Origin of the sequence: Alcaligenes sp. YSL9 (assembly GCF_030515105.1) — a bacterium.
Lineage (GTDB): Bacteria > Pseudomonadota > Gammaproteobacteria > Burkholderiales > Burkholderiaceae_B > Alcaligenes > Alcaligenes phenolicus.
In genome coordinates, this window is sequence record NZ_JALXJU010000002.1 from 696,475 (window position 1) to 719,063 (window position 22,589).

The window sequence follows — 22,589 nt, forward strand, 5'->3', positions numbered from 1 at the left end:
AAGCCAGTGTCTGAGCCTGCAAGATCACTGCTTCGGGCTTGAGCACTGGCTTTTCTCAATACCTGCGCATGGATGTCCAAAAGGCATCCACAAGTGGGAATGCCAGCCAGAACGTAACCGCGTTCAAGCCCGAGATTCCTGATACGGGTTCTCGAAAATATCTTCTACGGTCTGCTCGAACAAGGCACTAATCTTGAATGCCAAATCCAGGGACGGTGCATGTTTGCCCGTTTCCAGCGCATTGACCGCCTGCCGGGACACCCCCAAGCGCTCCGCCAAATCTGCCTGCGTCCAGTTCGCCTCGGCCCGCAATACACGCAATCGATTTTTCATTTAATCGCTAGTCCGGACAAAGGGTGAAACCAAGGCGAAGACAGCCCAAAAGAAGGGGTAAATCAGCCAGGCAGGAATATGGGGCGCAGCGGCGTAGGTTTCCCCAAAGCCCCAGGCAGTCCACAAGGTCAGTGTCGCTCCTGAAGCCAGCACAAAGCACTTGGCCACAATCACCCGCACGAACTCATCGCTTTGCGCCATCAAGCGCAAGGTGACCCACACTTGTCCGGCCACAGGCAAGGCGACGGCTATGGCAATCAGCCAACCAACAGGCCGACCGAGCAGGCTGTCAAACAGGCCCAGAATGGTCAAGGCATTGACCAGGATATACACGCCCATAAAGAGCAAAGTGCGAATCAGATAGCTGCGACCTGGTGACGGCGCAGAGGAAGAGTTCCGGTTGGCAAGCATGGTTAAGCACCTGAATGTAAAGTAAACCTGACTTTATAGAAGTAAAAACTACTTGTCAATAAGTAATGTTTACTTTACATTTTTGAATATAGAGCCAGTCAACCAGCAAGCATTCCGATTGGCTGGCTGGTCTATTTGGGCCTACACGTTCTGACCATAAAAACGAGATTTGCAGCTGGCACCTGCGCGCGTTGCTACCCCCCAACACGCAGCCTGGATATAAAGCCACTTGAACAGGCAAAGTTCAAGACCTGCCCGTGTAGCCTAGCGTCGAGGGAGATTGCCCAAACCGCGCCTGAAATAGACGGCTGAAATGAGAGAGGTCCTTGAAGCCACAGGCCATGGCCACTTCGGTCACCCGTTTAGGTTTCCCGCCCTCCAGCAAACGGTAGCTATGGATCAAACGCTGCTCCCACAGCCATTGCATGGGGGTTGTCGCCTCAAAAGCAAAGAGTCGGTACAAAGTGCGAGTCGCCATAGACGAAGCACGGGCAATCTGGTCCACATCCAGCGTATCCTCATGCAAATGTGCACGCATATAAGCCTGAACCTGCTCCAGCCGCCGCTCCTGACGAGTGCCCCGAGAAAGCGCAGGAGCGTCAGACTCGAATACCGCGGAGAAGATATCCAGCACAGAAGCCGTCACTCGCCGATCCATACCGTCCGCTGCCGCCTCCCCCATACCAAGCAGTTGCTTGACCAAGGCACCAGCCATCGGCCCCAGACGCGAGTGGGCTGCAATACGACGCGCTGCCAGATTGCCCACCGAGGGCAAGCGCGATGCCAATAAGGGGCGGGGAATCATGACCATGGCCGCGTGAGCCAAAGAGCCCAGCTCCAGATCAAAAGGCCGAGATTGATCCTGAAGTACCAGATCCCCTGTTCCCAGGCTGACGTAGCGTCCGTCCTGGCTCAGTTGAATATGACCATCCAGCATGAGCCACAGCATGAAACAGTCGCGCTGATCTTTACGGATATCGGCCGGCCGTCTGTTCACCCGTATCGCCTCCCCCTGAGGGGTGGCAGACCAGATGCTGCTCAGGCCCAAACCACCAAAACTAGTGAGGGTGACCCGCGCCTGAAACTGGGGCCGGGCAATCTGGCTGCACTCGGTCTGTGAAAACTGCCTGCAAGTGACCTCGTGCCAGTGCTCAAAGCTGTCTCCGGGCTTGACCGCTATGATCGCTGTCATAGGTTCAGTCTCCATAATCGGGGCTATCTGCACCGATGGATTAATCGTTTTTCAACAAGATTACGTCCATTACCCAAAGACAGACAAGCCCTGAAAATACCAAGCCTCAGCTCCCTGCCCGTGTACTGTCCAGGATGGCAGGCACAGTCAAAAAAAACGTAAAACTGGCAGTGGCAGCCAAGCCAGAACTGCGCCACCCTCCTACTCTACAAGCGTCTATGACACCGGCAGCGGCAATACCAAATACACAGTCGCCCGGCCGTGAACAAACCAAAGGAGAATGAAATGGCTATTCAGATTGATCAAATCAACCCCAGCAGCACGGCGGTCATTGTGATCGACATGCAGAACGACTTCATCGCACCCGGCGCCCCACTGGAAACACCCATGGGCATGGAGTTGATGCCCCGCCTGCAAAAACTGCTGGGCCACGCTCGCCAAACTGGCATGGAAGTGATCTTCACCGCCCACGCCCACCGCCGCAACGGCTGCGATATGGGCCTGTTCGGAGAGATTTACCCTCCGATTCAAAACCAGGTGGGGCTGGTAGATGAGACAGCGGGCGTTGATATCTACCCCGAAGTAGCCCCACAGGGGGACGAAGTCGTCATCAAAAAACACCGTTACAGCGCGTTCTTTGGCACCGACCTGGACATCATCTTGCGTACTCGCAAGATCGACACCGTTGTCATCACCGGCGTGACCACTGAAAACTGCTGCCACGCTACGGCTCGCGATGCCATGTTCCATGGCTACAAAGTGGCCTTTATCTCTGATGCCACAGGCACCTACAACTACCCGGATATGGGCTTTGGGGCGATTCCGGCTGAAGAAGTACACCGCGTCACCTTGGGGGTGCTGGCGGTATCCACCGCGCATGTCATGACGACGGATGAGCTGATTCACAAATCCAGACAATAATCACGAACCGGACCAGAACCTGCATGCATTGAGCCTCCAGCTCATCAGGCAGCACCACAGGTCTTGTGAACCGCCCCACTTTTAAGGATCGCTTCTCAAGACCTGTGGTTATTTTTCTTGTGCCACAACAAGTTGCGCCAGCCGCTGAATGGAGAGCGGCGCACAGCCTTCCGCATCATTGCTGATCGTCACATACGCCGCCTGCCCCGCCCCCGTGATCCCGCGAATCGTGCGGGCCAGCACCGTGCGAGTATGCACGTCCTCGCTGACAATGGCATCGAAGGGGGTATGCTTTTTTTGAGCATCGGCATAGCCATAAGCACCAAACTCCCGGTTCAAGTTCCAGCGACACACCAAGGGTCCCGGCCACAAGGCGCGCAAGACGGGCAGTTGCTCTTCAATCGGCGGCATCTTGCCATGCAGCCCCAGACAAAATGTCGCGCCATTGGCCTTGAGCGTATCGACAAGATGTTGAGTCAACAGCTCTGGATCTCTTACCTCTACCGCAAGCACCACCTGTGAGCCTTGCGGCAAAGCCTCACGCGCCGCTGCCAGCATCTGCCCCAACTTGCCGAACAACTCTGCCGGACGATTCAACCAGCCCCAAGACAGAGGGCTTAACTGGAAGACCAAGACGCCCAACTTTGCACGCAAGCCCTCGACTGCAGGCTGCACGAACTGCTCTACAGCCAGACGAATATCCAGAAAGTCCGGATTAGATTTGCGTACCTTGCCCTGCTCATCACGAACTTGGGCATCCGTAATCATGGAAGGACATTTCACAACGAAGCGGAAATCTTCATCAACCTGAGCGGCATAGGCGGAATACTGCGTGACCGTCAAAGGACGCCAGAAGGTGCGATCCACACAGACGGTGCGCATCAAGGGATGCTGGTGATAGGCCTCCAGGCCGTGCTTGGACAAGATACTCGACTCGTACTCGCCATCCCAGATCAAGCCTTCCCAACCGGGGTAGGACCAGGTGGAGACACCGAAACGCAAGGTTTCAGGAAGCTGGGCGGCCAGATCACTTAGCTCCAGCGCGGAAGCAGCAAGGCTGACTTTGGTGATTTTGCGTCGGGAAGGAGCAGCGGGCTTTGAGGCGGGTGGCTGGGGAATGGCATCGCCGAAAAGATCTTCTTGCATGCTGGGTATAGTGCCATGGGAATGAAGTTAAGCAAATGCCGGCTCACAATCCACCAGATCCGTACTTTGCATGCCTAGCCCTTTGGCGACGCTACGCCAACGACTAACAGCCTGAACAATCTCCGCCCAGATTGCTTCTGCTTCCTTCACCGTTAACCTGAAGTATGGTGCCCCACAACATGCGCACTGGAACCTGGAACCCAGGTGCACCTCCAGGTCTGAGCGCTTGGCAGATCGTGTCGTCATCAGAAACCTTCCAACTTGTCAGGATTCACAGAGGCCGAATCATCTTGCGACTTGGCCCCCGAGGTTTGATCCGCTTTGATACGTCGTGGCCGCCTGACGCGCTGGGGCAACTGCTCACGCAGCAAGTCCATCCCCAAGGCATCATTTTCCATGGTCATTACTTTAGTCACATCATTCAAGCGTCCCAACACATGCAAAGCGCTTAAAAAGGTATGCAAGGCAGTACCGGCATTACCATCCTCCATGCGCCGGACTGTGCTCAACGACGTACCAATACGCTGGGCCAAATCCTCTTGGCTTAATCGTCGCGCACGGCGAGCCGCAGAGATATCCCGCCCCAGCTGCAGCAAGGCACGGTCTACAGGACGCGAGATGACACTACGAGGAGCATTTTTATTCTCTGAATCAGTCATATTTTTATCCATTCATATATGAACAAATATAAATCATAAGAACTCAAATATGAACAATAAGGACGCAGTATATGCTTTCAGTGAAACTCTCCATACCCAAGTGGGTACAGGTGCTTGATCACACGCCAAGAAGCGGCACAGCGCTACAAGACACCTGTACAAGCAAATGGCCAATATGCTCATCACGCGACAGTGCGGTGAACAGCCGATAAAAGTATTGGGGGAGATATCAGAACTGGAGCGGGTGATGGGAATCGAACCCACGACGGATGCTTGGGAAGCATCAGTTTTACCATTAAACTACACCCGCCCTGATGGAGAGGTCTGCCTCAAAAGCAGACGATCCCGCGAATGGGGAAGCGAAAATTATAGCGCGATCTTTTCTTCATGCGTTGCCCCGGCCCTATCTTTTTCGCGTGCCACCACATGAATTCGGCGGCAAGACTCACTACAATAGAGTTTTCCCGCTTTTAGCTGATACGCGAGCCATTCCTGATGCCCGCGCCACAACCATGACCTCCAGCAACGAAAAACAATCCCTGCTGTCGCCCAATGTCGCGAACAGCAATTCCGGCGAGACCCATATCCGTAGCTTTGTTCATCGGCGCGCGCACATTACGCCCAGCCAGGAACAAGCCCTGGCGCGCCTCTTGCCCCTGTGGTCGATCAGCTACCGCGACAACATCCTGAAACCGGAAACGGTGTTTGGCAATGACAATCCCCTGATTCTGGAAATCGGGTTTGGCATGGGTGAAACCACCCAGAAAATTGCCCAGGCCCGCCCGGACGACAATTTCCTGGGCGTGGAAGTCTTTAATGCCGGTGTCGGTGCCTTGCTCAAGCGCATTGATGACAACCAGATCAGCAATATCCGCATCATCCAGCATGACGCGGTGGAAGTGGTGCGCGACATGATCGCTCCCGGCTCGCTGGCCGGTATTCATATCTACTTCCCCGACCCCTGGCCCAAGAAGCGCCATCACAAGCGTCGTCTGGTGCAATCGCCCTTTATTCAGTTGCTGACCAGCCGTCTGAAACCCGGTGGTTACATCCATTGCGCCACCGACTGGGAAAACTACGCCGAACAAATGCTGGAAGTGCTGTCCGCCGAGCCCATGCTCAGCAACACGCACGAAGGCTACGCACCCCGCCCCGACTTCCGTCCACTGACCAAGTTCGAGAACCGTGGGCTGCGTCTGGGTCATGGCGTGTGGGATCTGATCTTCACCCGCAATGACACCCCTACTCCTGAACTGAACTGGCCCAAGAAAGAACAATGAGCGCTACCCTGTTCCCGCCTATAGAGCCTTACGTCCAAGGCACGTTGCACACCGATGATGGGCACCATATCTACTGGGAATGCTGCGGCAACCCGGCAGGTAAACCGGCCATTTTCTTGCACGGTGGGCCGGGATCAGGATGTTCTACCGATCACCGTCGCTTGTTCGATCCGCAAAAATACAATGTGCTGCTGTTTGATCAGCGCGGTTGCGGACGTTCCTACCCTCATGCCAGCCTGGAGAACAACACCACCTGGCATCTGGTGCAGGACATGGAGCGACTGCGCAAGGAAAAGCTCAAGGCCGACAAGCTGCTGGTCTTTGGCGGCTCCTGGGGTTCGACTCTGGCGCTGGCCTATGCCCAGACTCACCCCGAGCACGTCAGTGAACTGATTGTGCGCGGTATCTTCATGGCCCGCCCTGAAGAGCTGCACTGGTTTTATCAGGAAGGCGCCTCTCGCCTGTTCCCGGACATCTGGGAACAGTATCTGGCCCCGATTCCCAAGGAAGAGCACGGGGATCTGATTAGCGCCTATCACAAGCGTCTGACGGGCGACGCCCCCGCTGTGCAGCTACGCGCCGCACACGCCTGGTCACAATGGGAAAGCAATACGATCACGCTCTTGCCCAGCCAGAATCACCTGGATGCCAAGTCCAGTGATAAAGCCGCTTTGGCCTTTGCGCGTATTGAAAACCACTATTTCATGAACCGGGGTTTTCTGGAGCCGGATCAGTTGCTGAAAAACGCCCACCGCTTGCATGGCATTCCCGGTGTCATCGTGCAGGGACGCTATGATGTGTGCACTCCGGCGCATACAGCCTGGCAACTGCATCGCGCCTGGCCCCAAGCAGAATTTCATATGGTTGCGGACGCAGGCCACGCCTACGACGAACCCGGCATTTTGGCCCGGCTGCTGGCCGCCACCCAGAAATTTGCCATCTGAATCACTCGTCCGGCCCTGGCCGGACCATATCCAGAGACAAGAATGAACATTACCCTGAACGGCCAGAGCAAGACTCTGGCAAACTCCGACACGGTTGGCACGCTGATTATCGAGCTGGGCTACGAGAACAAGCGTATTGCCGTGGAACTGAACGGCGATATCGTGCCCAAAAGCCAGCACGCCAGCACCCCGATCAAAGAAGGCGACACCATTGAAATCGTGGTTGCCGTCGGTGGCGGCTGATACTCGCCCTTTAAAATGCACAATTGCTGACATTCAGCTACGGCTTCGGGGATAAAAATGAGGTCATAATGGGCCGTCTCGCCTGCCATCAAGCAGGCAGCCGTAGAACCCTAACTTCAGGAGCAAAGCGATGGGCGTATTCAGTTTTCTTAAAGATGTCGGCGAAAAACTCTTTGGTGCCAACGAAGCCAAAGCAGCAACAGCTGACGAACTCCAGAAAGAACTGGCCAAACACCAACTTTCCGCCGACGGTCTGAATCTGACGGTTGATGGCGACAAAGTCACGGTTAGCGGCCAAGCCGCCTCCACCGAACAAGCCGAAAAAATTGTGCTGGCTCTGGGTAACACCCTGGGTGTCTCTCAAGTCGACAACCAGCTCAGCGTTGCTCAGCCTTCCGCAGAAGCCACCATGTATACCGTACAGAAAGGCGACACCCTGTGGAAAATTGCTGAAACCAACTACGGCAAGGCAAACGGCGCAAAATACACGGTTATTTTTGAAGCCAACAAGCCGATGCTCAGCCATCCTGACAAGATCTATCCCGGTCAGGTACTGCGTATTCCTGCGCTGTAACAACAACAGCTCAGGACGAAAAAAAGCCCGCGTATGCGGGCTTTTTTTGTTGGTGGTCCTGCCAGAGCGATTCACGCCTTTGCGGCAAGCTCCAAGCGCTTCTTAGCGAAAGCCCTTGAAGCCCTTGCCAGCCAGACCTTTCAAGGCACCCATACCGCCCAGGCCGCGCATCATCTTGGCCATGCCGCCTTTTTTCATCTGCTTCATCATGCCTTGCATTTGCTCGAACTGATTGAGCAAGCGGTTGACCTCTTGCACTGGCACGCCAGAACCGGCAGCGATACGACGCTTGCGCGAGGCTTTGAGCAGTTCGGGCTTGGCCCGCTCGGCCGGGGTCATGGAGTTCAAGATCCCTTCCGTACGACGCAATTGCTGTTCAGCCTGACCACCTTGCAACTGGGACGCGGCTTGCGAGAACTGGGCAGGCAGTTTTTCCAGCAAGGAACCCATATCACCCAGCTTCTTGACTTGCTGCAGCTGGTCACGGAAGTCGTTCAGGTCGAACTTGTCGCCCGATTTGATCTTGTCGGTAATCTTTTGCGCTTCGGCGATGTCGATATTGCGCTGGGCCTGCTCAACCAGCGAAACAATATCGCCCATGCCCAGCACGCGCTGAGCCATACGCTCGGGGTGGAATGGCTCCAGACCATCCAGCTTTTCGGAAACACCCACAAACTTCAGCGGCTTGCCGGTGACATGACGTACGGACAAGGCCGCACCACCACGTGCATCACCATCCAGCTTGGTCAGCACCACACCCGTCAGCGGCAAGGCATCAGCAAAGGCCTTGGCCACGTTGACCGCGTCCTGCCCCTGCATGGCATCGACCACGAACAAAGTTTCAATCGGGTTCAGCAGATCGTACAGAGCGCGAATTTCGCGCATCATTTCTTCGTCAATACCCAGGCGACCGGCCGTGTCGACAATCAGCACATCAAAGTGATGACGCTTGGCGTGATCCAGGGCATTGCGGGCAATGTCGGCCGGTTTCTGGCTGGGATCGGAGGGCAGGAACTCGACGCCCACCTGGGCGGCAACGGTTTTCAGCTGCTCGATAGCGGCTGGACGATACACGTCGGCACTGACCACCAGAACTTTCTTCTTGCCTGTCTTGCGACCATGCTGAACGTGGCCGCCTTCGCTCAGCCATTTGGCGAGCTTACCGGTGGTGGTGGTTTTACCCGCACCTTGCAGACCGGCCATCAGAATAATCGCGGGAGGCTGAGCCGCCAGGGACAGCTCGCTGGCGTTGTCACCCAGGTCTGCGCCCATCAGATTGGTCAGCTCCTGGTGAACAACACCCACCAGTGCCTGGCCAGGATTCAAGCTGTCGGCAACTTCAACACCAAGCGCCTTTTCTTTGACCCGTGCGACAAACTCGCGCACGACGGGCAAAGCCACGTCCGCTTCCAGCAAAGCCAGACGCACTTCCCTCAACATATCCTGAGTATTGGATTCGGTCAGACGAGCCTGTCCGCGCATGGTTTTCACCACACGCGACATACGCTGGGTCAGATTTTCAAACATAGGACTGGGTTCGCTTAAACTAGGTTATCGTGTGGTCTACGAATAAGAATAAAATGGCCACTTGAGGTACGCCCCGTACCGTTTTTCAGGAAATCCGGGACTTATGTCTGCAAGTATTGTATTTCACTTGCTCGCCGCACTGGCGTACATCGTGCTGTCGATCTCGCTCTGGCGTCCGTTGACTCGCGGCAGCACCCGAACCGTACTGAACGCCCCCAGCCGGGTGGCCTTGCTCTGCGCCATCATTGTGCACGGAGCGGGCCTGCTGCTGACTATTGTGCTGCCCCAGGGGCTGCATCTGAGCTGGGCACTGGCCTTGTCAGCGGCAATCTGGCTGGGCATGGTGGTGTTCTGGTTCCAAAGCCTGTATCTGCGTCTGGACAGCCTGCTGCTCATTCTACTGCCTGCAGCCACAATCGTCAGCCTGCTGGCCATGGCCTTTCCCGAAGGCCATATCGTCAATCATGTCGGCAATGAATGGCTACGGATTCACTTGATGATTGCGCTGGTCGCCTATGGGCTTAGCACCGTGGCGGCTTTGCACGCCGTTTTGATGACGGCTCTGGACCGTCAGTTGCACCGCCCTATTCTTCATCAGGAGCAACGCGGTTTGTTCAGCCGGGTTCTGGACACCATGCCGCCCCTGCTGGTGCAAGAGGAGCTGCTGTTTCGCCTGATCCGTGTCTCTTTCGTAATTCTGACCTTCACGATTCTGAGCGGTGCCGCCGTCTCCATGGCGATAGACGGTAAATTTTTGCCCGCCGACCACAAAACTGTCTTTACCTTGCTATCCTGGGTTACATTTGGTGGCTTATTATGGGGTCGAAAACAGTATGGATGGCGTGGTCGCGTTGCCTTGCGCTGGACCTTGGCCGGTTTTGCCTTCCTGCTGCTGGCCTATACAGGCAGCCACTTTGTACTAGACGTCATCTTGCAACGAGGGAAAATTGGGTAAAGTCTTATTTTGGGTTGTCGCCATCCTGGCGGCCATGATCATTGCCCGCATCGTGTCGCAAAACAAGGCCCGCAAGCGCAATCCACCCAACCCCACCATGCGTCCCCCGCGCAAGCAAGGTGCTGCTGAAGAAATGGTCCGTTGCGCACACTGTGGGATTTATCTGCCACGCTCCGAAGCCTTGATGAGCAATCATCACACCTGGTGCAGCCTGGAACACGCCAAGCGCGGCCCACGCAGTTAACGCCATAGCCCGCATGCACCACGCTTACGACCTGGACCGACAGGGCTGGCTGAAACCTCATGCCAATGTCCTGCGCGCCCTGTCACCCAATCAGGATGACCGCCCCGAGGGCGACACCCCGACCTTGCTGGTGCTGCACAATATCAGCCTGCCACCGCAAGAGTTCGGCGGGCCCTACATTCGGGATTTTTTTCAGAACAAGCTGGATATCAGCGCCCACCCCTGGTTCGAGAACATCCGGGACCTGAAAGTTTCGGCTCACTTTCTGATCCAGCGCACTGGCCACATCATCCAGTTTGTTCCCACTACCCGCCGCGCCTGGCATGCGGGTGTGTCGCGCTTTGAAGACCGCGAGCGCTGCAATGATTTCTCTATTGGCATTGAACTGGAAGGCAGCGATTTCGAGCCATTCACAGAAGCGCAGTACCGGGAGCTATCCCGCCTGAGCCGCGCCTTACGTATGCGCCATAACTTGCGCGCCGTACGTGGCCATGAGCACATCGCTCCGGGGCGCAAGACAGATCCGGGCCCTTTCTTTGATTGGGAACGGGTGAAGCGGGAACATGGCTGGCCCAAAGAAACCTTGCCGGAACAAGAGTTGGGACCAAAGCCAAGACAAGTGCCAGATCAAGACCGATAAAGTAGTTCAGGGCCAATATCGGCCAAGGTATTGCAGCCGGTCAGCGCCATCGCCACTTCCAGCTCCGCCCGCAAAATATGCAGGATATGAGCAACACCAGCCGCTCCTGCAGCGGCCAGGCCATAAATATAGGGACGGCCAATCATCACGGCTGTTGCTCCCAGCGCCAATGCCTTGAGCACATCTGTTCCGCGACGAATACCGCCATCCATCAGGACCGGCACCCTGCCCTGCACGACCTGACAAACCTGAGCCAAGACGTCCACAGAAGCGGGGGCACCATCCAAGGTTCGCCCACCGTGATTGGACACAACAATCCCGGCAACCCCCATCTCCAGGGCTCGCTGAGCATCACGGGGTCGCATGATTCCCTTCACCCAAACAGGCAAAGGACAGTTCTGCACCAGCCAGGCCAGATCATCCCAAGTCGGGGCCGTATCTAGCAAACCACTGCCAAACAAAGGACTGGTGCCTGCTGCGCCTAAAATCGCCTGCTGCGTGGGGGCACCCCGCAAATTCACGGCATCCACACCTGCGGGCAAGGCAAAGCCCGCACGCTGCTCCTGATTACGCACACCATTTACCGCAGCATCCACTGTCAGCATCAGCGCGGTATACCCTGCCGCTTCAAGCCGCCCCAGTAAATCCAGAGTAAATGCGCGATCCCTTTGCCAATACCACTGCGCCCACAAGGGGGCATGCGCCTGTGCGGCAATCTCTTCAAAGGAATGACTGGACTGCATGCTAATTACACTGGTCGCTCCCATCGCACCCGCGCCCAACACACTGGCCAATTCACCGTCAGGGTGAGCCAATCGCTGATAAGCCACGGGAGCCAGAAGAATCGGGTAGTCCATGGACTGCCCTTGCAGCGTCAAACAGGTGGAAGGCTGATCAAACGTGCTTAAAGCAGCAGGCCATAAGCCCCAGCGCCCGAAGCTGGCCAGGTTATCTTGCAGCGTCAGCTCATCCGCCGCCCCTGCACTGAAATACGCCCAGTCCTGCGCGCGCATACGCTGACGGGCATACGGTTCGTAATCCCTCAGGCAGGCAATCTGAGCCGGGATGCTACTGAGCGGGGGCAGTCGTTCTTGGGACATGGTCAATCAGGCTCCAGGCAATCAGACATCGCTCCATTCACGCAGCAAATTATGATAAATCCCCGTCAGGCGTGACAGCTCCTGGGCATCCGCATTCTGCTTGGCCAGTTGTTGAATGCTCTGATCCAGCTCCCATAGCAACTTGCGTTGATGCGCATGGCGCACCATGCTTTGCGTCCAGAAAAACGAGGCATAGCGCGTTCCTTTAGTGACAGGCTGGACGCGATGCAGACTCGTTCCGGGATACACCACCATATGTCCTGCAGGCAACTTGATGGACTGCGTGCCATACACATCTTCAATAACCAGTTCCCCACCCTCGTACTCATCCGGATCGCTAAAGAACAAGGTCGTGGACACATCCGTACGCAAGCGCTGAGCCGTGCCAGGAACCGTAAAAATCGCGTTATCAATGTGCTTGCCGTACTCCCCGCCACCCTCGTAACGATTAAAGCGTGGCGGCAGCATACGCAAAGGCAAGGCAGCGGCAATAAAGCCGCTGTGCTGACCCAGTACGTGCATCAGAAACTCGCCCATCTGGCGAGACACGGCTGCATCCAGAGGCAGTTGCAGGTTCCGTTTGCTGTGCTGGGCCAGATAACCCGCCGTCGCACGCCCATCCTCCCACTGCGCCTGCTCCAGGGCCTGGCGACAGTCTCGCAATTGCTCAGCGTTGAGAACGTCCGGGATAGTAATCAGCATGGGATACCTGCAAGAACAAAAAAAACACAAAGTCGTACGAGAAGCAGACAGGCCGCCTCAAGAGGGCGGCCCATCTGACTTTACACTACAAGGTGCAACTTACTCGAAGCGGTAAGAGGCATTAAACATGTAGGACCGGCCTGGACCGACGTTGGCAAAAATACCAACGTGAGAGGCATCATACATGCGCACATTGCTGATGTTGTTGACGTTGAACTGGAAGGACACGTTCTTGTTCAGGTCGTAGCGCGCCATCGCATCGTAACGCCAGTAAGAAGGCAGTTTCAATTGGTTGGCGTCATCCACAAAGCGCTTGCCTACAAATGTGGCACCTGCGCCCAAGGTCAACTCGGGCATGATTTTGTAGGTTGTCCAGATATTGAAGCTCTGCTTGGAGATGAACTTCATCTGGTTGCCGTCAAAGACGTTATTGCCGCTGCGATATTTCTTGATCTTGGGGTCCAGATAGGTGTAACCAGCCCACAGATTCCAGTTCGGAGTAATCGCACCAGCCGCGCCCAACTCCAGACCACGCACACGATTGCTGCCACTCAAGGACACGTCACCGGTCAACGGATCAGTAGAGCGAGCATCTTTCTTGTCGGTCTGGAAAATGGCCGCTGTCAAAGACAACTTCTCGTCAGCCACATCCCACTTGGTCCCCAGTTCCCAGCTGTAGCTGCGCTCTGGTTTCAAGTCACGAATTGCTGCTCCGCCTGCCGGGCCATCTGCACCACCGGCCTGACCCAGGTTTTCACCCGTAGGATTTGAAGATGTACCGTAGCTCAGATAAATGGAACCATTTTGTGCGGGTTTGTAGACCACGCCCAACTGGTAGTTCCACATATCGTCTTTGCGAGACTCTTTGGTGTTGTCGGCTTCAAAGCGATCAAAGCGTAGACCACCATTGATCATCCACTGATCATTCAAGGTCACAGTGTCAAAGATGTAGGCCGAACGGGTCTTGATATCGCCGGTTTTGGTCTTGGGACCGTACTGCAGCGAATAGTTGTACTGTCGATTAGGGTTCGGGTCGTAGAACGAGTCAGTATCACGGCCTGGGCCACCCGTCATCGCTTTGTTGTGGATTTCCTCCTTACTGATTTCCACACCTGCAACGATGTCATGCTTGATCGAACCAGTATTAAAGCTGCCGTAAACATCTGTCTGGTTCAACAGAGACTCAGCAACACGGTAGTTCGTACGGTCGTCACGACGGAACTGCAAGCCAGCACCTTCCGTCGCGCAAGCCCCGCCTGCACCTGCGGCGCAGTTATCAAAAGACGGACGCGTCATCAGATAGTGATTCAGAGTCTTGCTGTAACGCGTGACGTTACGCACCGTGAAACGATCATTCAGATCATGTTCGACGCTGGCCGAAGCGTTATCGGCAATGTACTTGCGAAAGTCCACATTGCGGCGACCGTAAAAGTTATCGCGGTCCGCTTCCAGTGGGGTGACGCGATCCGGATTGGCAGCATTCTTGAAAGGAAAGCCCAAGTCCGGCATGTCCTTGTTCTCAAGACGCGAGTAAGACAAGGTCACACGCGTTGGCGTACCCAAACCAAAGGCGATGGAAGGAGCAATGCCCCAACGATCAATCTTTACACCATCGCGCCCTGCCACTTCGCCGCCCATACGCATCAGATTCAGACGGATGGCGCCGGTATCCGAGAAAGCGTAGTTACCGTCAGCAGTCAGACGATATTGATCAGACGTGCCATAGCCCGCTTCCACCTGGAAGAAGTCTTTCAGCTTGGGAGACTTGGTCACCAGGTTCAGGCTGCCGCCGGTACCGCCACGGCCGGTATAAGCCGAGCTGGGACCTTTCAAGACTTCAACCGATTCCAGGTTGAAGGTCTCGTGCGAGCCACGGGAGTAGTCGCGCACACCGTCGATGAAAATATCGGTACTGGCTTCGTAACCCCGGATAAAGGGACGGTCACCCATAGGCGTGCCTCCTTCGCCCGATCCCAGGGTAATGCCAGGAGTCGTACGCAACACATCTTGCAGCGACGTTGCGCCACGGTCCCTGATCACCTCCTCCGGGATCACGGTGATGGAACGCGGGGTGTTAAGCAATGTCTCGGAAAACTTCACCGATTGCGCTTTATGCGCTTGAAAACCATCAATGCCATTAGCATCCGTCGTGCCTTGAACTTTGATGGATTGCAGCTCGGTCACGCCTGGATTGGCGGTTTGAGCAATTGCAGGAGTTGTCAGAGCAGCAAACAATGCTGCGGACAAAACCGTCTCGGCGAACCGACGAGGCGGCAGGGTGGAAACAAACAACATCACCAGCTCCATGTGGTAGTTATCGCTCTTTTTTTGGCAGTGCCATCGAATCAAGTCCGATCGCTCGCTATTAGCGATGTTTCGCTGCCAGATAAGCGCTTTTAAAGGAAGCGGTAATATCAATCATTCTTATTATGAAGTCCATCCAAATCTTACGATTTCCTGAAATTCGGTTCAAAAACCGCGTTTTTGTCCTTACATTGTGGCGTCCATACATCGTATTACGATCAATTCTCATTAAGATGGACAAAAAATAAAAAATCGCTTAGCCACAAATGTTTGTTTAGTCCCTTATCTTCCCGCTTCTCCCCTTAGACCTCTGCCAATGGACGCAAAAAAGCCTTGATCTTAAAAATGAAGATCAAGGCTATGAGGATAAACGCTTGCTGACTCCACCCACAGGCAGAGCCAGCAAGATTCAGGTTTACAGATTCAACAGCAAGCGGTTCACACGCTTCACAAAACTGGCGGGATCTTGCAATGCGGCACCTTCGGCCAGCATGGCTTGTTCCAGCAGCAACTGTGCCCACTCACCAAAAGCCTCGTCGTCAGCGGCCTGGACTTTGGCGATCAAGGCGTGCTCCGGGTTGATTTCCAGAATCGGCTTGACCTCGGGAGCTTCCTGGCCAGCGGCTTGCAGCATACGCAGCAGGTGCGGGCTCAGTTCGTTAGCATCGACCACCACGCAAGCTGGGGAATCGACCAGACGGGCAGTAATGCGCACTTCCTTGACCTTCTCGCCCAGTGTGGTTTGCAGACGCTCGACCAGAGGTTTGAAGGTTTCAGCCACTTCGGCCTGGTGTTTCTTTTCTTCCTCGTCCGCCAGCGAATCCAGGTCCAGGCCACCCTTAGCCACGGATACCAGTTGCTTGCCTTCAAATTCGCGCAAGTAAGACAACATCCACTCGTCCACACGGTCGGACATCAACAGCACTTCGATGCCTTTCTTGTGGAATACTTCCAGATGCGGGCTGTTAGATGCAGCGGCAAAAGTGTCAGCCGTGACGTAGTAAATCTTGTCCTGACCTTCTTTCATGCGACCGATGTAGTCGTTCAGGGACACGGTCTGGGCCGAACCTTCCTGATTCGTGGAGGCAAAGCGCAGCAAGGCAGCGATACGGGCCTGATTGCCCATGTCTTCGCCAGTGCCTTCTTTCAGGACCTGGCCGAACTGGTTCCAGAACTCGGCATATTGCTCGGGTTGGTTCTCGGCCAGATCTTCCAGCAAGGACAGGATGCGCTTGGCACTACCCTCACGGATGGCACGCACATCACGGCTTTCTTGCAGGATTTCACGCGAAACGTTCAGCGGCAGGTCGGCCGAATCGATCACACCGCGCACAAAACGCAGGTAAGCAGGCAGCAGCTGCTCGGCGTCGTCCATGATGAATACGCGTTTCACGTACAGCTTCACGCCACGGCGAGCATCGCGGTCCCACAAGTCAAACGGGGCCTGCTTGGGGACGAACAAGAGCTGGGTGTATTCGCTACGACCTTCGACCCGGTTGTGTGTCCAGGCCAGAGGGTTCTCGTAATCGTGAGCGATATGCTTGTAGAACTCCTGGTACTGCTCGTCGGTGATTTCCGACTTGGAGCGTGTCCACAAGGCGCTGGCCTGGTTCACGCTTTCCCACTCGTCCTGCTTTACTTGTTGCTGCTTTTCTTCGTCCCACTCTTCCTTGCGCATTTGCACGGGCAAGGAGATGTGATCGGAGTAGCGACGCAGCACGTTGCGCAGTCGCCAGCCGTCCAGGAAATCGTCCTCGCCTTCACGCAGGTGCAGGGTGATGGTGGTTCCGCGCTCGGCTTTTTCAGCGGCGGCAATGGTGAACTCGCCTTCACCAGCGGACTCCCACAGCACGGCTTCCTGATCGCCACCGGCACGACGTGTCAGCACGGACACTTTATTGGCCACGATAAAGGAGGAGTAAAAGCCCACGCCAAACTGACCAATCAGCTGGGTGTCTTTTTGCTTGTCGCCCGTCAGTTGGGAGAAGAACTCTTTGGTGCCCGAGCGCGCGATGGTGCCCAGGTTGGCAATGGCTTCATCACGGGACATGCCAATGCCGTTGTCAGAAATGGTGATCGTGCGCTGGTCCTTGTCGAACTCCACGCGGATACGCATTTCTGGGTCGCCTTCCAGCAAAGCCGGATTGTCGATAGCTTCAAAGCGCAGTTTGTCACAGGCATCCGACGCATTGGATACCAGCTCACGCAGGAAAATCTCCTTGTTGCTGTACAAGGAGTGAATCATCAAATGCAGTAATTGTTTGACTTCAGCCTGAAAACCCAAGGTTTCGGACGTATTCGCAGTGTCAGTCTGGCTCATGGTGAAAAAGCAAAAAAATGGGTTGATTGCCGCACGCCAAAGCGCGCCCTATTGCAGACAGATAGGGACGACCCACCATATTTCAAGAGACGGATCAGGCCGCCGGCCCGGATGTCAGGGCAATGACTCCGCTGATCATGATGGCGCAACCGAGCAAACTCCAGACATTGGCCTTTTCGCGCAGGACGACCATACCCAATATGGTGCCGGCCATCATGGACATTTCCCGGGCGGGAGCCACCATGGACAAGGGCGCCCCCATACTTAATGCCTGCAAGACCAGAATGTAGGACATAGGCGAGAGCAGGCCCACGGCCGCCGCCAGTTTCCAATAAGGTTTAAGTTTGACGAAGCCTTCACGCCCACGCTTGGCAATGAAGGGAGCCAACATGCCCAGACGCAACACATTGCTGAACCAGTCCAGCAAAAACGGCGAGATCAGCAAGACTTTGACGCCATAGGCATCCACCACGGTATAGGCCGCAATCAGAATCCCTGTCTGCATACCCCAGCGCACACCCGTCAAGGCAGCGGGGCTGAAGAAACGACGCAGATGGCCTTGCGTGGCGATCAGCAAAATCCCCATCACGACCAGCAAGATGCCGAGCACTCCCAAAGGACGCACAGGCTCACCCAGCAGGATAAAAGCACCAATGGAAGAGAGCATGGGGCCCGTACCACGGGCAATGGGATACACCACGGACAGGTCTGCAACCTGATAGCCTTTTTGCAAACTCAGGCTATAGCACATGTGCAGCAAGGCACTAAGCACCAAACAGGTAATGGTCTCGCTGGTCCAGGGCATATTGCCTTGCGTAAAGACCACCCACAGCGTGATGGGGAAATAAAACAGAATGGCAAAAAAGGAATAGGCGAATACAAAATGCGCCCCTGCCATCGCCGCCCGTTTAGAGAGCAAGTTCCAACCCGCATGAATGAACGCAGCACACACCACCAACAACAAAGCGGTCCAGGACATGAGGGCTTCCACCAGCAAATAGCAAAAGAAAAACTATACGCCCCCTTCAAGGGGGAGGCCAGCCAATCACGGGCCTTTCAACGTCCCATGACAAATAAGAGACAATACTGGACAATTCAAACATCAAGGTATGATGTTCGACACGTATTTTGATATGGAGCCGATCATGAGCACCCTGCTGTATGTTGATTTTCCCTACCCTGGCCCTTGGGGTTCAGAGATGAGCGAAGCCATGCAAGAACTGGCGCAATCCATCTGCCTGGAACCTGGCTTGATCTGGAAAATCTGGACCGAGAATAAAGAACAGTCCAAAGCAGGTGGCGTGTATCTATTCAGCGATCAAGCCAGCGCGCAGGCGTATCTGGAGATGCACAGCAAACGGCTCACCAGCTTTGGCATCACCGGCATTGATGCGCGCTTTTTTGATGTGAACCAGCCGCTGACAGCTATCAATTCCGGTCCCTTGTCAGCCAAATAAAACACAGACAACAGACGCAAGAAAACCCGCCTGCATATCAGCAAGCGGGCTTCCATATCGATGCTTAGGCAGTCAGCTCAACGGCCTTGAAATCCACCGGAACCTCCAGCGCATTGTTGATGTAGTTGGTGAACAGGTTCAAGGCAGTCACACCGACCAGTTCCACCACCTCACCTTCGGAAAAGCCGGCATCGCGCACGGCTTGCACATCGGCAGCCGAAACTTGCCCACGCTGATCCACCAGCTTGAGCACAAATTTCAAAGCGGCGGCGGTACGCGGGTCATCCGACTGACCACGCTGAGCCTGGGCCAGTGTCTCCGGACTTAGGCCAGCATTGGCACCCAGCACATTATGGGCAGCCAAGCAGTATTCGCAACGATTACGGTCGGCAATGGCAACCGCCAATTGCTCGCCCAATTTCGCACCCAGCTTGCCACCGGCAAAGGCACCGAAAGAGCCCCACATGCTGCGCAAGGCGGCGGGCGAATTGGACACCATACGGAACATGGCAGGCACGCTGCCACCAAAGGCTTTTTGAATTTCCTGCAAAGCAGGCTGGCTGGCGGCGGGAGCTTGGGCAAGGTCAGGCAATGTAAGACGCGACATGATGATCTCCTGGTGAAGTGGGCCGGGGTGGCCGGAAAAAGCTTGCAGGGATAGTGTCTCGCCAAGATCAAGATCATTGGATAAGATTAGTCCCGACAACTTACCTTTTCATCCAGATGAGGATGTTTTCATGAACCTGGATCGCCTCTCCCTTCTGCTGGAACAATTCCGTGTTCGGGCTCATTTGTTCTACAACGGCTCTTTGTGTGGCGTAACCCGCTTTGCGGCCCAACCCGGACGGGCCTTCTTGCACATTCTGCGACGCGGCCAGTTAAGCGTGCGCCACGATCCGCGCGATCCCGTGCCGGAAGTCCTGACCATTGACCGCCCCAGCCTGCTGTTCTACCCCCGTCCGCTGGAGCACGCTTTTTACGATCTGCCCAATGAAGGCTCGGATTTCACCTGTGCCACCCTGGATTTTGATGGGGGTGAGCATCATCCCTTGGCCCGCTCCCTGCCCGATCTGATTATTGTGCCGCTGGAAGAAGCGGCCGGCCTTGAACAGGCACTGGGCCTGCTCTTTGCAGAAACGGAGTCCGTGCGCTGCGGCCATCGCCTACTAGCAGACCGTCTGTTCGAGATCGTGTTGCTGCAATTGCTACGCTGGCTGTTTGACCATCCTGATCGTTGCGAGATTCCCGTAGGCCTGTTCCGAGGTTTGTCACACCCACCCATCGCGCGCGCACTGCTGGCTATTCAGGCCGATCCCGGTCGGGACTGGACCGTGCAATCACTGGCACAGGAAGCCAAGATGTCGCGCAGCGCCTTTGCCGTGCAATTCAAGCACTGGGTGGGCGACACACCGGCAGACTATCTGGCCCAATGGCGCCTGTCGCTGGCCTGCCAGCGGCTGGCCCAAGGCCAATCTGCCAAACGTATTGCTCTGGATCTGGGCTACGCCAACCCCTCTGCCCTGTCCCGCCTGTTTCGGCAGCGCACGGGTCAATCCATGCGGGAATGGTTGGCCGCCCGTCAATCAGCTTGAGCGATTCTGCTCCAGCACCGCCAGAAAATTCACCAAGGCCGGGTTGGTATTGTCCGAGACATAAGCACTCATCAGCTCGGCCGCAATATCGTCTGCATCCAGCAAAGGCAGATACTCCAAGGTATCGGTGCGCAAGCGCGCCAGGGAAGCGGGAACAATAGCTGGAGCAATGCCCGCTTCAACCATGACCAGCACCGTGGGCACCATGCTTTCCTGTGCAAAGCGCGGCAGGCAGCCTGAGCGCTGCAACATGCGCTGCTGCAAGAGATGAAAGTAACGCGACTGTTGCCGCGAATACGCCACCATTTCGTAAGAGAAAGCCTGGTGCAAGGTCAGCCCCTGACTATGCTCCTGAGCACGTGGATCATCCCGCCTGACGACAAACATCATGGGTTCGGACTCCACCAGTTGCGGGTTCAAATCGGGCACGGCAAAGGAAGGCCGAATCAAAGCCACATCCACCCGGCGCTCGTAAAGAGCCGCAGGCATATCGCTGGAGTTCATCTCGTAGATCTGTATATCCACCTGCGGGAAGTCCTGTCGAAAGCGATACAAATGCTTGGATACCCCCGCATAGGCGCTGCTGGGGGTCAGGGCTATGCGCAACATGCCAGTCTCGCCTCTATGCACTTGCTGTACCGCTTGCAAGGTCTGCTCCAGCTCGTTGCCGATCAAGCGCAGGCGGCGCTGCAACTCCGCTCCCGCCGCCGTCAATTGCACCGTGCGTGTGGTGCGGATAAACAAGGTCGCCCCTACCTGCTCTTCCAGCCTGCGTATGGCCTGACTCAAGGGTGGCTGGGTCATGAACAAACGCTGGGCTGCCCGGCCAAAGTGCAGCTCTTCCGCCACCACCAAGAACATCTCGCTTAATTTGGAGTCCAGCATATGCCCGCCAATTAGGTTAGGAAAAAGATCAATAATGATTATTTTTAATATTAGACAACATAATCAGCTCTTACTACCATCCGTCCTGACACTTATCAAAAACAGGGCCATACTGCACGTCACTGCGAATATTGGCCCAACGCAGGAGATAGACATGACGGTATTCAAGCATCGCGCCCCTTTACTGAGTGGCCTGCTCACACTGACTTTGTTGGGTTCCGGTTCGGCCATGGCCGACGCGGCTTACCCTTCGCAGCCCATTACGTTTGTGGTGCCCTACGCTGCAGGTGGCAGCTCGGATACCCGCTCGCGCATGCTGGCTCAAAAAATGAGCGACAGCCTGGGCGTGACCATTGTGGTGGAAAACAAGCCCGGTGCCAGCGGTAATATCGGCACCAGCATGATTGCGCGCGCCAAGCCCAACGGCTACACCATCGGCCTGGGCAACTTTGGCCCCATGTCAGTGAACAAGGCGCTGTACGGCAGCAACCTGCCTTTTGATCCTGAACAGGATTTGCAGCCCATCGCCCTGATCGAACGCGGTGCCATGGCACTGGGTGTAAACAGCAACTCGCCCTACCAGTCTCTGGCTGATCTGGTCGCCGACGGCAAGAAGAACCCCGAAAAACTCGACTACGCCTCGACTGGCGCTGGTGGTGCCTCGCACTTGCTGACTGAACAGTTCAAGGCCACCTCCGGCTTTGACGCCGTACACGTGCCTTACCGTGGTGGCGCTCCTGCATCGAACGACCTGCTGGCCGGCAACATCTCCTTCTATCTGGAATTGGCCAGCCTGTTCCTGCCCCACATGCAAATCGACAACCCACGCCTGCGCGTACTGGGCGTGACTTCGGAAGAGCGTCTGAAAGCCATGCCTGACACCCCCACCTTCAAAGAACAAGGCGTGGATCTGGTGGCATCGAACTGGTTTGGCGTGATTGCCCCCGCCGGCTTGCCTGCTGATGTACTGGAAAAACTGAACAAGGCTGTCAACGACGCCCTGAAAGACCCCGACTACCGTCAGATTGTGGAATCCCAAGGCGCGGAAGTTGTAGGTGGCACACCTGAAGAATTTACCGCTTTTGTGAAAGAAGAAACCAAACGCTGGACCACACTGATCAAGGCACAGAACATCTCGATTCAGTAGTTCCAGTTCTCGC

At 55.7% G+C, this 22,589-nt stretch carries 24 protein-coding genes and 1 tRNA gene; 11 read left to right on the forward strand and 14 right to left on the reverse strand.

The annotated features are described in order from the left end of the window. Window positions 1-123: 123 nt before the first annotated feature. From M2Q46_RS11330 to M2Q46_RS11340, 3 genes are all read right to left on the reverse strand, one after another. Window positions 124-333: a helix-turn-helix transcriptional regulator gene (locus tag M2Q46_RS11330; protein WP_060186256.1), complete on the reverse strand. Its 210-nt coding sequence runs from the start codon at window positions 331-333 to the stop codon at window positions 124-126. After that, window positions 334-744 carry a hypothetical protein gene (locus M2Q46_RS11335; protein ID WP_302357250.1) on the reverse strand — a complete coding sequence of 137 codons (411 nt, stop codon included), beginning with the start codon at window positions 742-744 and terminating at the stop codon, window positions 334-336. A gap of 244 nt (window positions 745-988) precedes the next feature. After that, a complete protein-coding gene (locus tag M2Q46_RS11340; RefSeq protein WP_302357251.1) occupies window positions 989-1,936 on the reverse strand; it encodes a helix-turn-helix domain-containing protein in 948 nt (315 codons plus the stop codon). A 285-nt stretch (window positions 1,937-2,221) separates the two neighbouring features. On the opposite strand from M2Q46_RS11340, the gene M2Q46_RS11345 reads away from it, so the two are divergent. After that, complete coding sequence (locus tag M2Q46_RS11345) at window positions 2,222-2,857, forward strand: cysteine hydrolase family protein (protein ID WP_009461152.1); 636 nt, start codon at window positions 2,222-2,224, stop codon at window positions 2,855-2,857. A gap of 108 nt (window positions 2,858-2,965) precedes the next feature. On the opposite strand, the gene M2Q46_RS11350 is transcribed toward M2Q46_RS11345, so the two are convergent. The 3 genes from M2Q46_RS11350 to M2Q46_RS11360 all read right to left on the reverse strand — a co-directional run bounded on the left by M2Q46_RS11350 (window position 2,966) and on the right by M2Q46_RS11360 (window position 4,972). Next, the gene (locus M2Q46_RS11350) at window positions 2,966-4,003 is read right to left on the reverse strand and encodes a DUF72 domain-containing protein (protein ID WP_302357253.1); all 1,038 of its coding nucleotides are present in this window, start codon (window positions 4,001-4,003) and stop codon (window positions 2,966-2,968) included. Window positions 4,004-4,248: 245 nt separating this feature from the next. Continuing rightward, window positions 4,249-4,662 carry a helix-turn-helix transcriptional regulator gene (locus M2Q46_RS11355; RefSeq protein WP_302357254.1) on the reverse strand — a complete coding sequence of 138 codons (414 nt, stop codon included), beginning with the start codon at window positions 4,660-4,662 and terminating at the stop codon, window positions 4,249-4,251. A gap of 236 nt (window positions 4,663-4,898) precedes the next feature. After that, window positions 4,899-4,972: transfer RNA gene (locus M2Q46_RS11360), tRNA-Gly, on the reverse strand. Window positions 4,973-5,174: 202 nt separating this feature from the next. Here M2Q46_RS11360 and trmB point away from each other — a divergent pair. The 4 genes from trmB to lysM all read left to right on the forward strand — a co-directional run bounded on the left by trmB (window position 5,175) and on the right by lysM (window position 7,703). Beyond that, window positions 5,175-5,942, forward strand: a complete 768-nt coding sequence (gene trmB, locus M2Q46_RS11365; protein ID WP_009463250.1) for a tRNA (guanosine(46)-N7)-methyltransferase TrmB — start codon at window positions 5,175-5,177, stop codon at window positions 5,940-5,942. Continuing rightward, window positions 5,939-6,886, forward strand: a complete 948-nt coding sequence (gene pip, locus M2Q46_RS11370; protein ID WP_302357255.1) for a prolyl aminopeptidase — start codon at window positions 5,939-5,941, stop codon at window positions 6,884-6,886. The genes trmB and pip overlap by 4 nt, the downstream gene beginning before the upstream one ends. 42 nt (window positions 6,887-6,928) lie before the next feature. Further along, window positions 6,929-7,129 carry a sulfur carrier protein ThiS gene (gene thiS, locus M2Q46_RS11375; RefSeq protein ID WP_060186249.1) on the forward strand — a complete coding sequence of 67 codons (201 nt, stop codon included), beginning with the start codon at window positions 6,929-6,931 and terminating at the stop codon, window positions 7,127-7,129. Between the two features lie 130 nt (window positions 7,130-7,259). Continuing rightward, complete coding sequence (gene lysM / locus M2Q46_RS11380; RefSeq protein ID WP_026484988.1) at window positions 7,260-7,703, forward strand: peptidoglycan-binding protein LysM; 444 nt, start codon at window positions 7,260-7,262, stop codon at window positions 7,701-7,703. Between the two features lie 102 nt (window positions 7,704-7,805). Here the strand turns inward: lysM and ffh are convergent, their stop codons facing one another. Beyond that, on the reverse strand, window positions 7,806-9,230 hold the full coding sequence (gene ffh, locus M2Q46_RS11385) for a signal recognition particle protein (protein WP_009463242.1): 1,425 nt from the start codon (window positions 9,228-9,230) through the stop codon (window positions 7,806-7,808). A 103-nt stretch (window positions 9,231-9,333) separates the two neighbouring features. Here ffh and ccsA point away from each other — a divergent pair, with 103 nt between their 5' ends. The 3 genes from ccsA to ampD are packed head-to-tail and all read left to right on the forward strand — an operon-like array spanning window position 9,334 to window position 11,069. Further along, window positions 9,334-10,185, forward strand: coding sequence for an inner membrane protein YpjD (gene ccsA / locus M2Q46_RS11390; RefSeq protein WP_009463240.1), 852 nt, complete (start codon window positions 9,334-9,336; stop codon window positions 10,183-10,185). After that, on the forward strand, window positions 10,178-10,429 hold the full coding sequence (locus tag M2Q46_RS11395) for a PP0621 family protein (RefSeq protein WP_009463238.1): 252 nt from the start codon (window positions 10,178-10,180) through the stop codon (window positions 10,427-10,429). Before ccsA ends, M2Q46_RS11395 begins: the two co-directional genes overlap by 8 nt. A gap of 13 nt (window positions 10,430-10,442) precedes the next feature. Next, window positions 10,443-11,069: a 1,6-anhydro-N-acetylmuramyl-L-alanine amidase AmpD gene (ampD, locus tag M2Q46_RS11400; RefSeq protein ID WP_302357256.1), complete on the forward strand. Its 627-nt coding sequence runs from the start codon at window positions 10,443-10,445 to the stop codon at window positions 11,067-11,069. Here the strand turns inward: ampD and M2Q46_RS11405 are convergent. From M2Q46_RS11405 to M2Q46_RS11425, 5 genes are all read right to left on the reverse strand, one after another. Next, window positions 11,057-12,169 (reverse strand): alpha-hydroxy acid oxidase, encoded by a 1,113-nt coding sequence (locus tag M2Q46_RS11405; protein WP_060186245.1) that lies wholly within the window; start codon window positions 12,167-12,169, stop codon window positions 11,057-11,059. The two genes, ampD and M2Q46_RS11405, sit on opposite strands and share 13 nt — an antisense overlap. A gap of 21 nt (window positions 12,170-12,190) precedes the next feature. Further along, entirely contained in the window at window positions 12,191-12,871 is a 681-nt protein-coding gene (locus M2Q46_RS11410; protein ID WP_083054198.1) for a Fe2+-dependent dioxygenase, read from the reverse strand. A gap of 99 nt (window positions 12,872-12,970) precedes the next feature. Then, window positions 12,971-15,166, reverse strand: coding sequence for a TonB-dependent siderophore receptor (locus tag M2Q46_RS11415; protein WP_302357257.1), 2,196 nt, complete (start codon window positions 15,164-15,166; stop codon window positions 12,971-12,973). A 424-nt stretch (window positions 15,167-15,590) separates the two neighbouring features. Continuing rightward, a complete protein-coding gene (gene htpG, locus M2Q46_RS11420; RefSeq protein ID WP_302357258.1) occupies window positions 15,591-17,495 on the reverse strand; it encodes a molecular chaperone HtpG in 1,905 nt (634 codons plus the stop codon). A gap of 94 nt (window positions 17,496-17,589) precedes the next feature. Next, the gene (locus M2Q46_RS11425; RefSeq protein ID WP_302357260.1) at window positions 17,590-18,474 is read right to left on the reverse strand and encodes an EamA family transporter; all 885 of its coding nucleotides are present in this window, start codon (window positions 18,472-18,474) and stop codon (window positions 17,590-17,592) included. 166 nt (window positions 18,475-18,640) lie between these two features. Here M2Q46_RS11425 and M2Q46_RS11430 point away from each other — a divergent pair, with 166 nt between their 5' ends. Continuing rightward, window positions 18,641-18,952: a monooxygenase gene (locus M2Q46_RS11430; RefSeq protein WP_302357261.1), complete on the forward strand. Its 312-nt coding sequence runs from the start codon at window positions 18,641-18,643 to the stop codon at window positions 18,950-18,952. Window positions 18,953-19,016: 64 nt separating this feature from the next. Here the strand turns inward: M2Q46_RS11430 and M2Q46_RS11435 are convergent, their stop codons facing one another. Further along, a complete protein-coding gene (locus tag M2Q46_RS11435) occupies window positions 19,017-19,559 on the reverse strand; it encodes a carboxymuconolactone decarboxylase family protein (RefSeq protein ID WP_009463226.1) in 543 nt (180 codons plus the stop codon). 130 nt (window positions 19,560-19,689) lie between these two features. On the opposite strand from M2Q46_RS11435, the gene M2Q46_RS11440 reads away from it, so the two are divergent. Next, complete coding sequence (locus M2Q46_RS11440; protein WP_060186239.1) at window positions 19,690-20,544, forward strand: AraC family transcriptional regulator; 855 nt, start codon at window positions 19,690-19,692, stop codon at window positions 20,542-20,544. Here the strand turns inward: M2Q46_RS11440 and M2Q46_RS11445 are convergent. Further along, window positions 20,536-21,429: a LysR substrate-binding domain-containing protein gene (locus tag M2Q46_RS11445; protein ID WP_026484978.1), complete on the reverse strand. Its 894-nt coding sequence runs from the start codon at window positions 21,427-21,429 to the stop codon at window positions 20,536-20,538. The genes M2Q46_RS11440 and M2Q46_RS11445 overlap by 9 nt on opposite strands. 154 nt (window positions 21,430-21,583) lie before the next feature. On the opposite strand from M2Q46_RS11445, the gene M2Q46_RS11450 reads away from it, so the two are divergent. Continuing rightward, window positions 21,584-22,576 (forward strand): tripartite tricarboxylate transporter substrate binding protein, encoded by a 993-nt coding sequence (locus M2Q46_RS11450; RefSeq protein ID WP_035271329.1) that lies wholly within the window; start codon window positions 21,584-21,586, stop codon window positions 22,574-22,576. Window positions 22,577-22,589 lie beyond the last annotated feature (13 nt).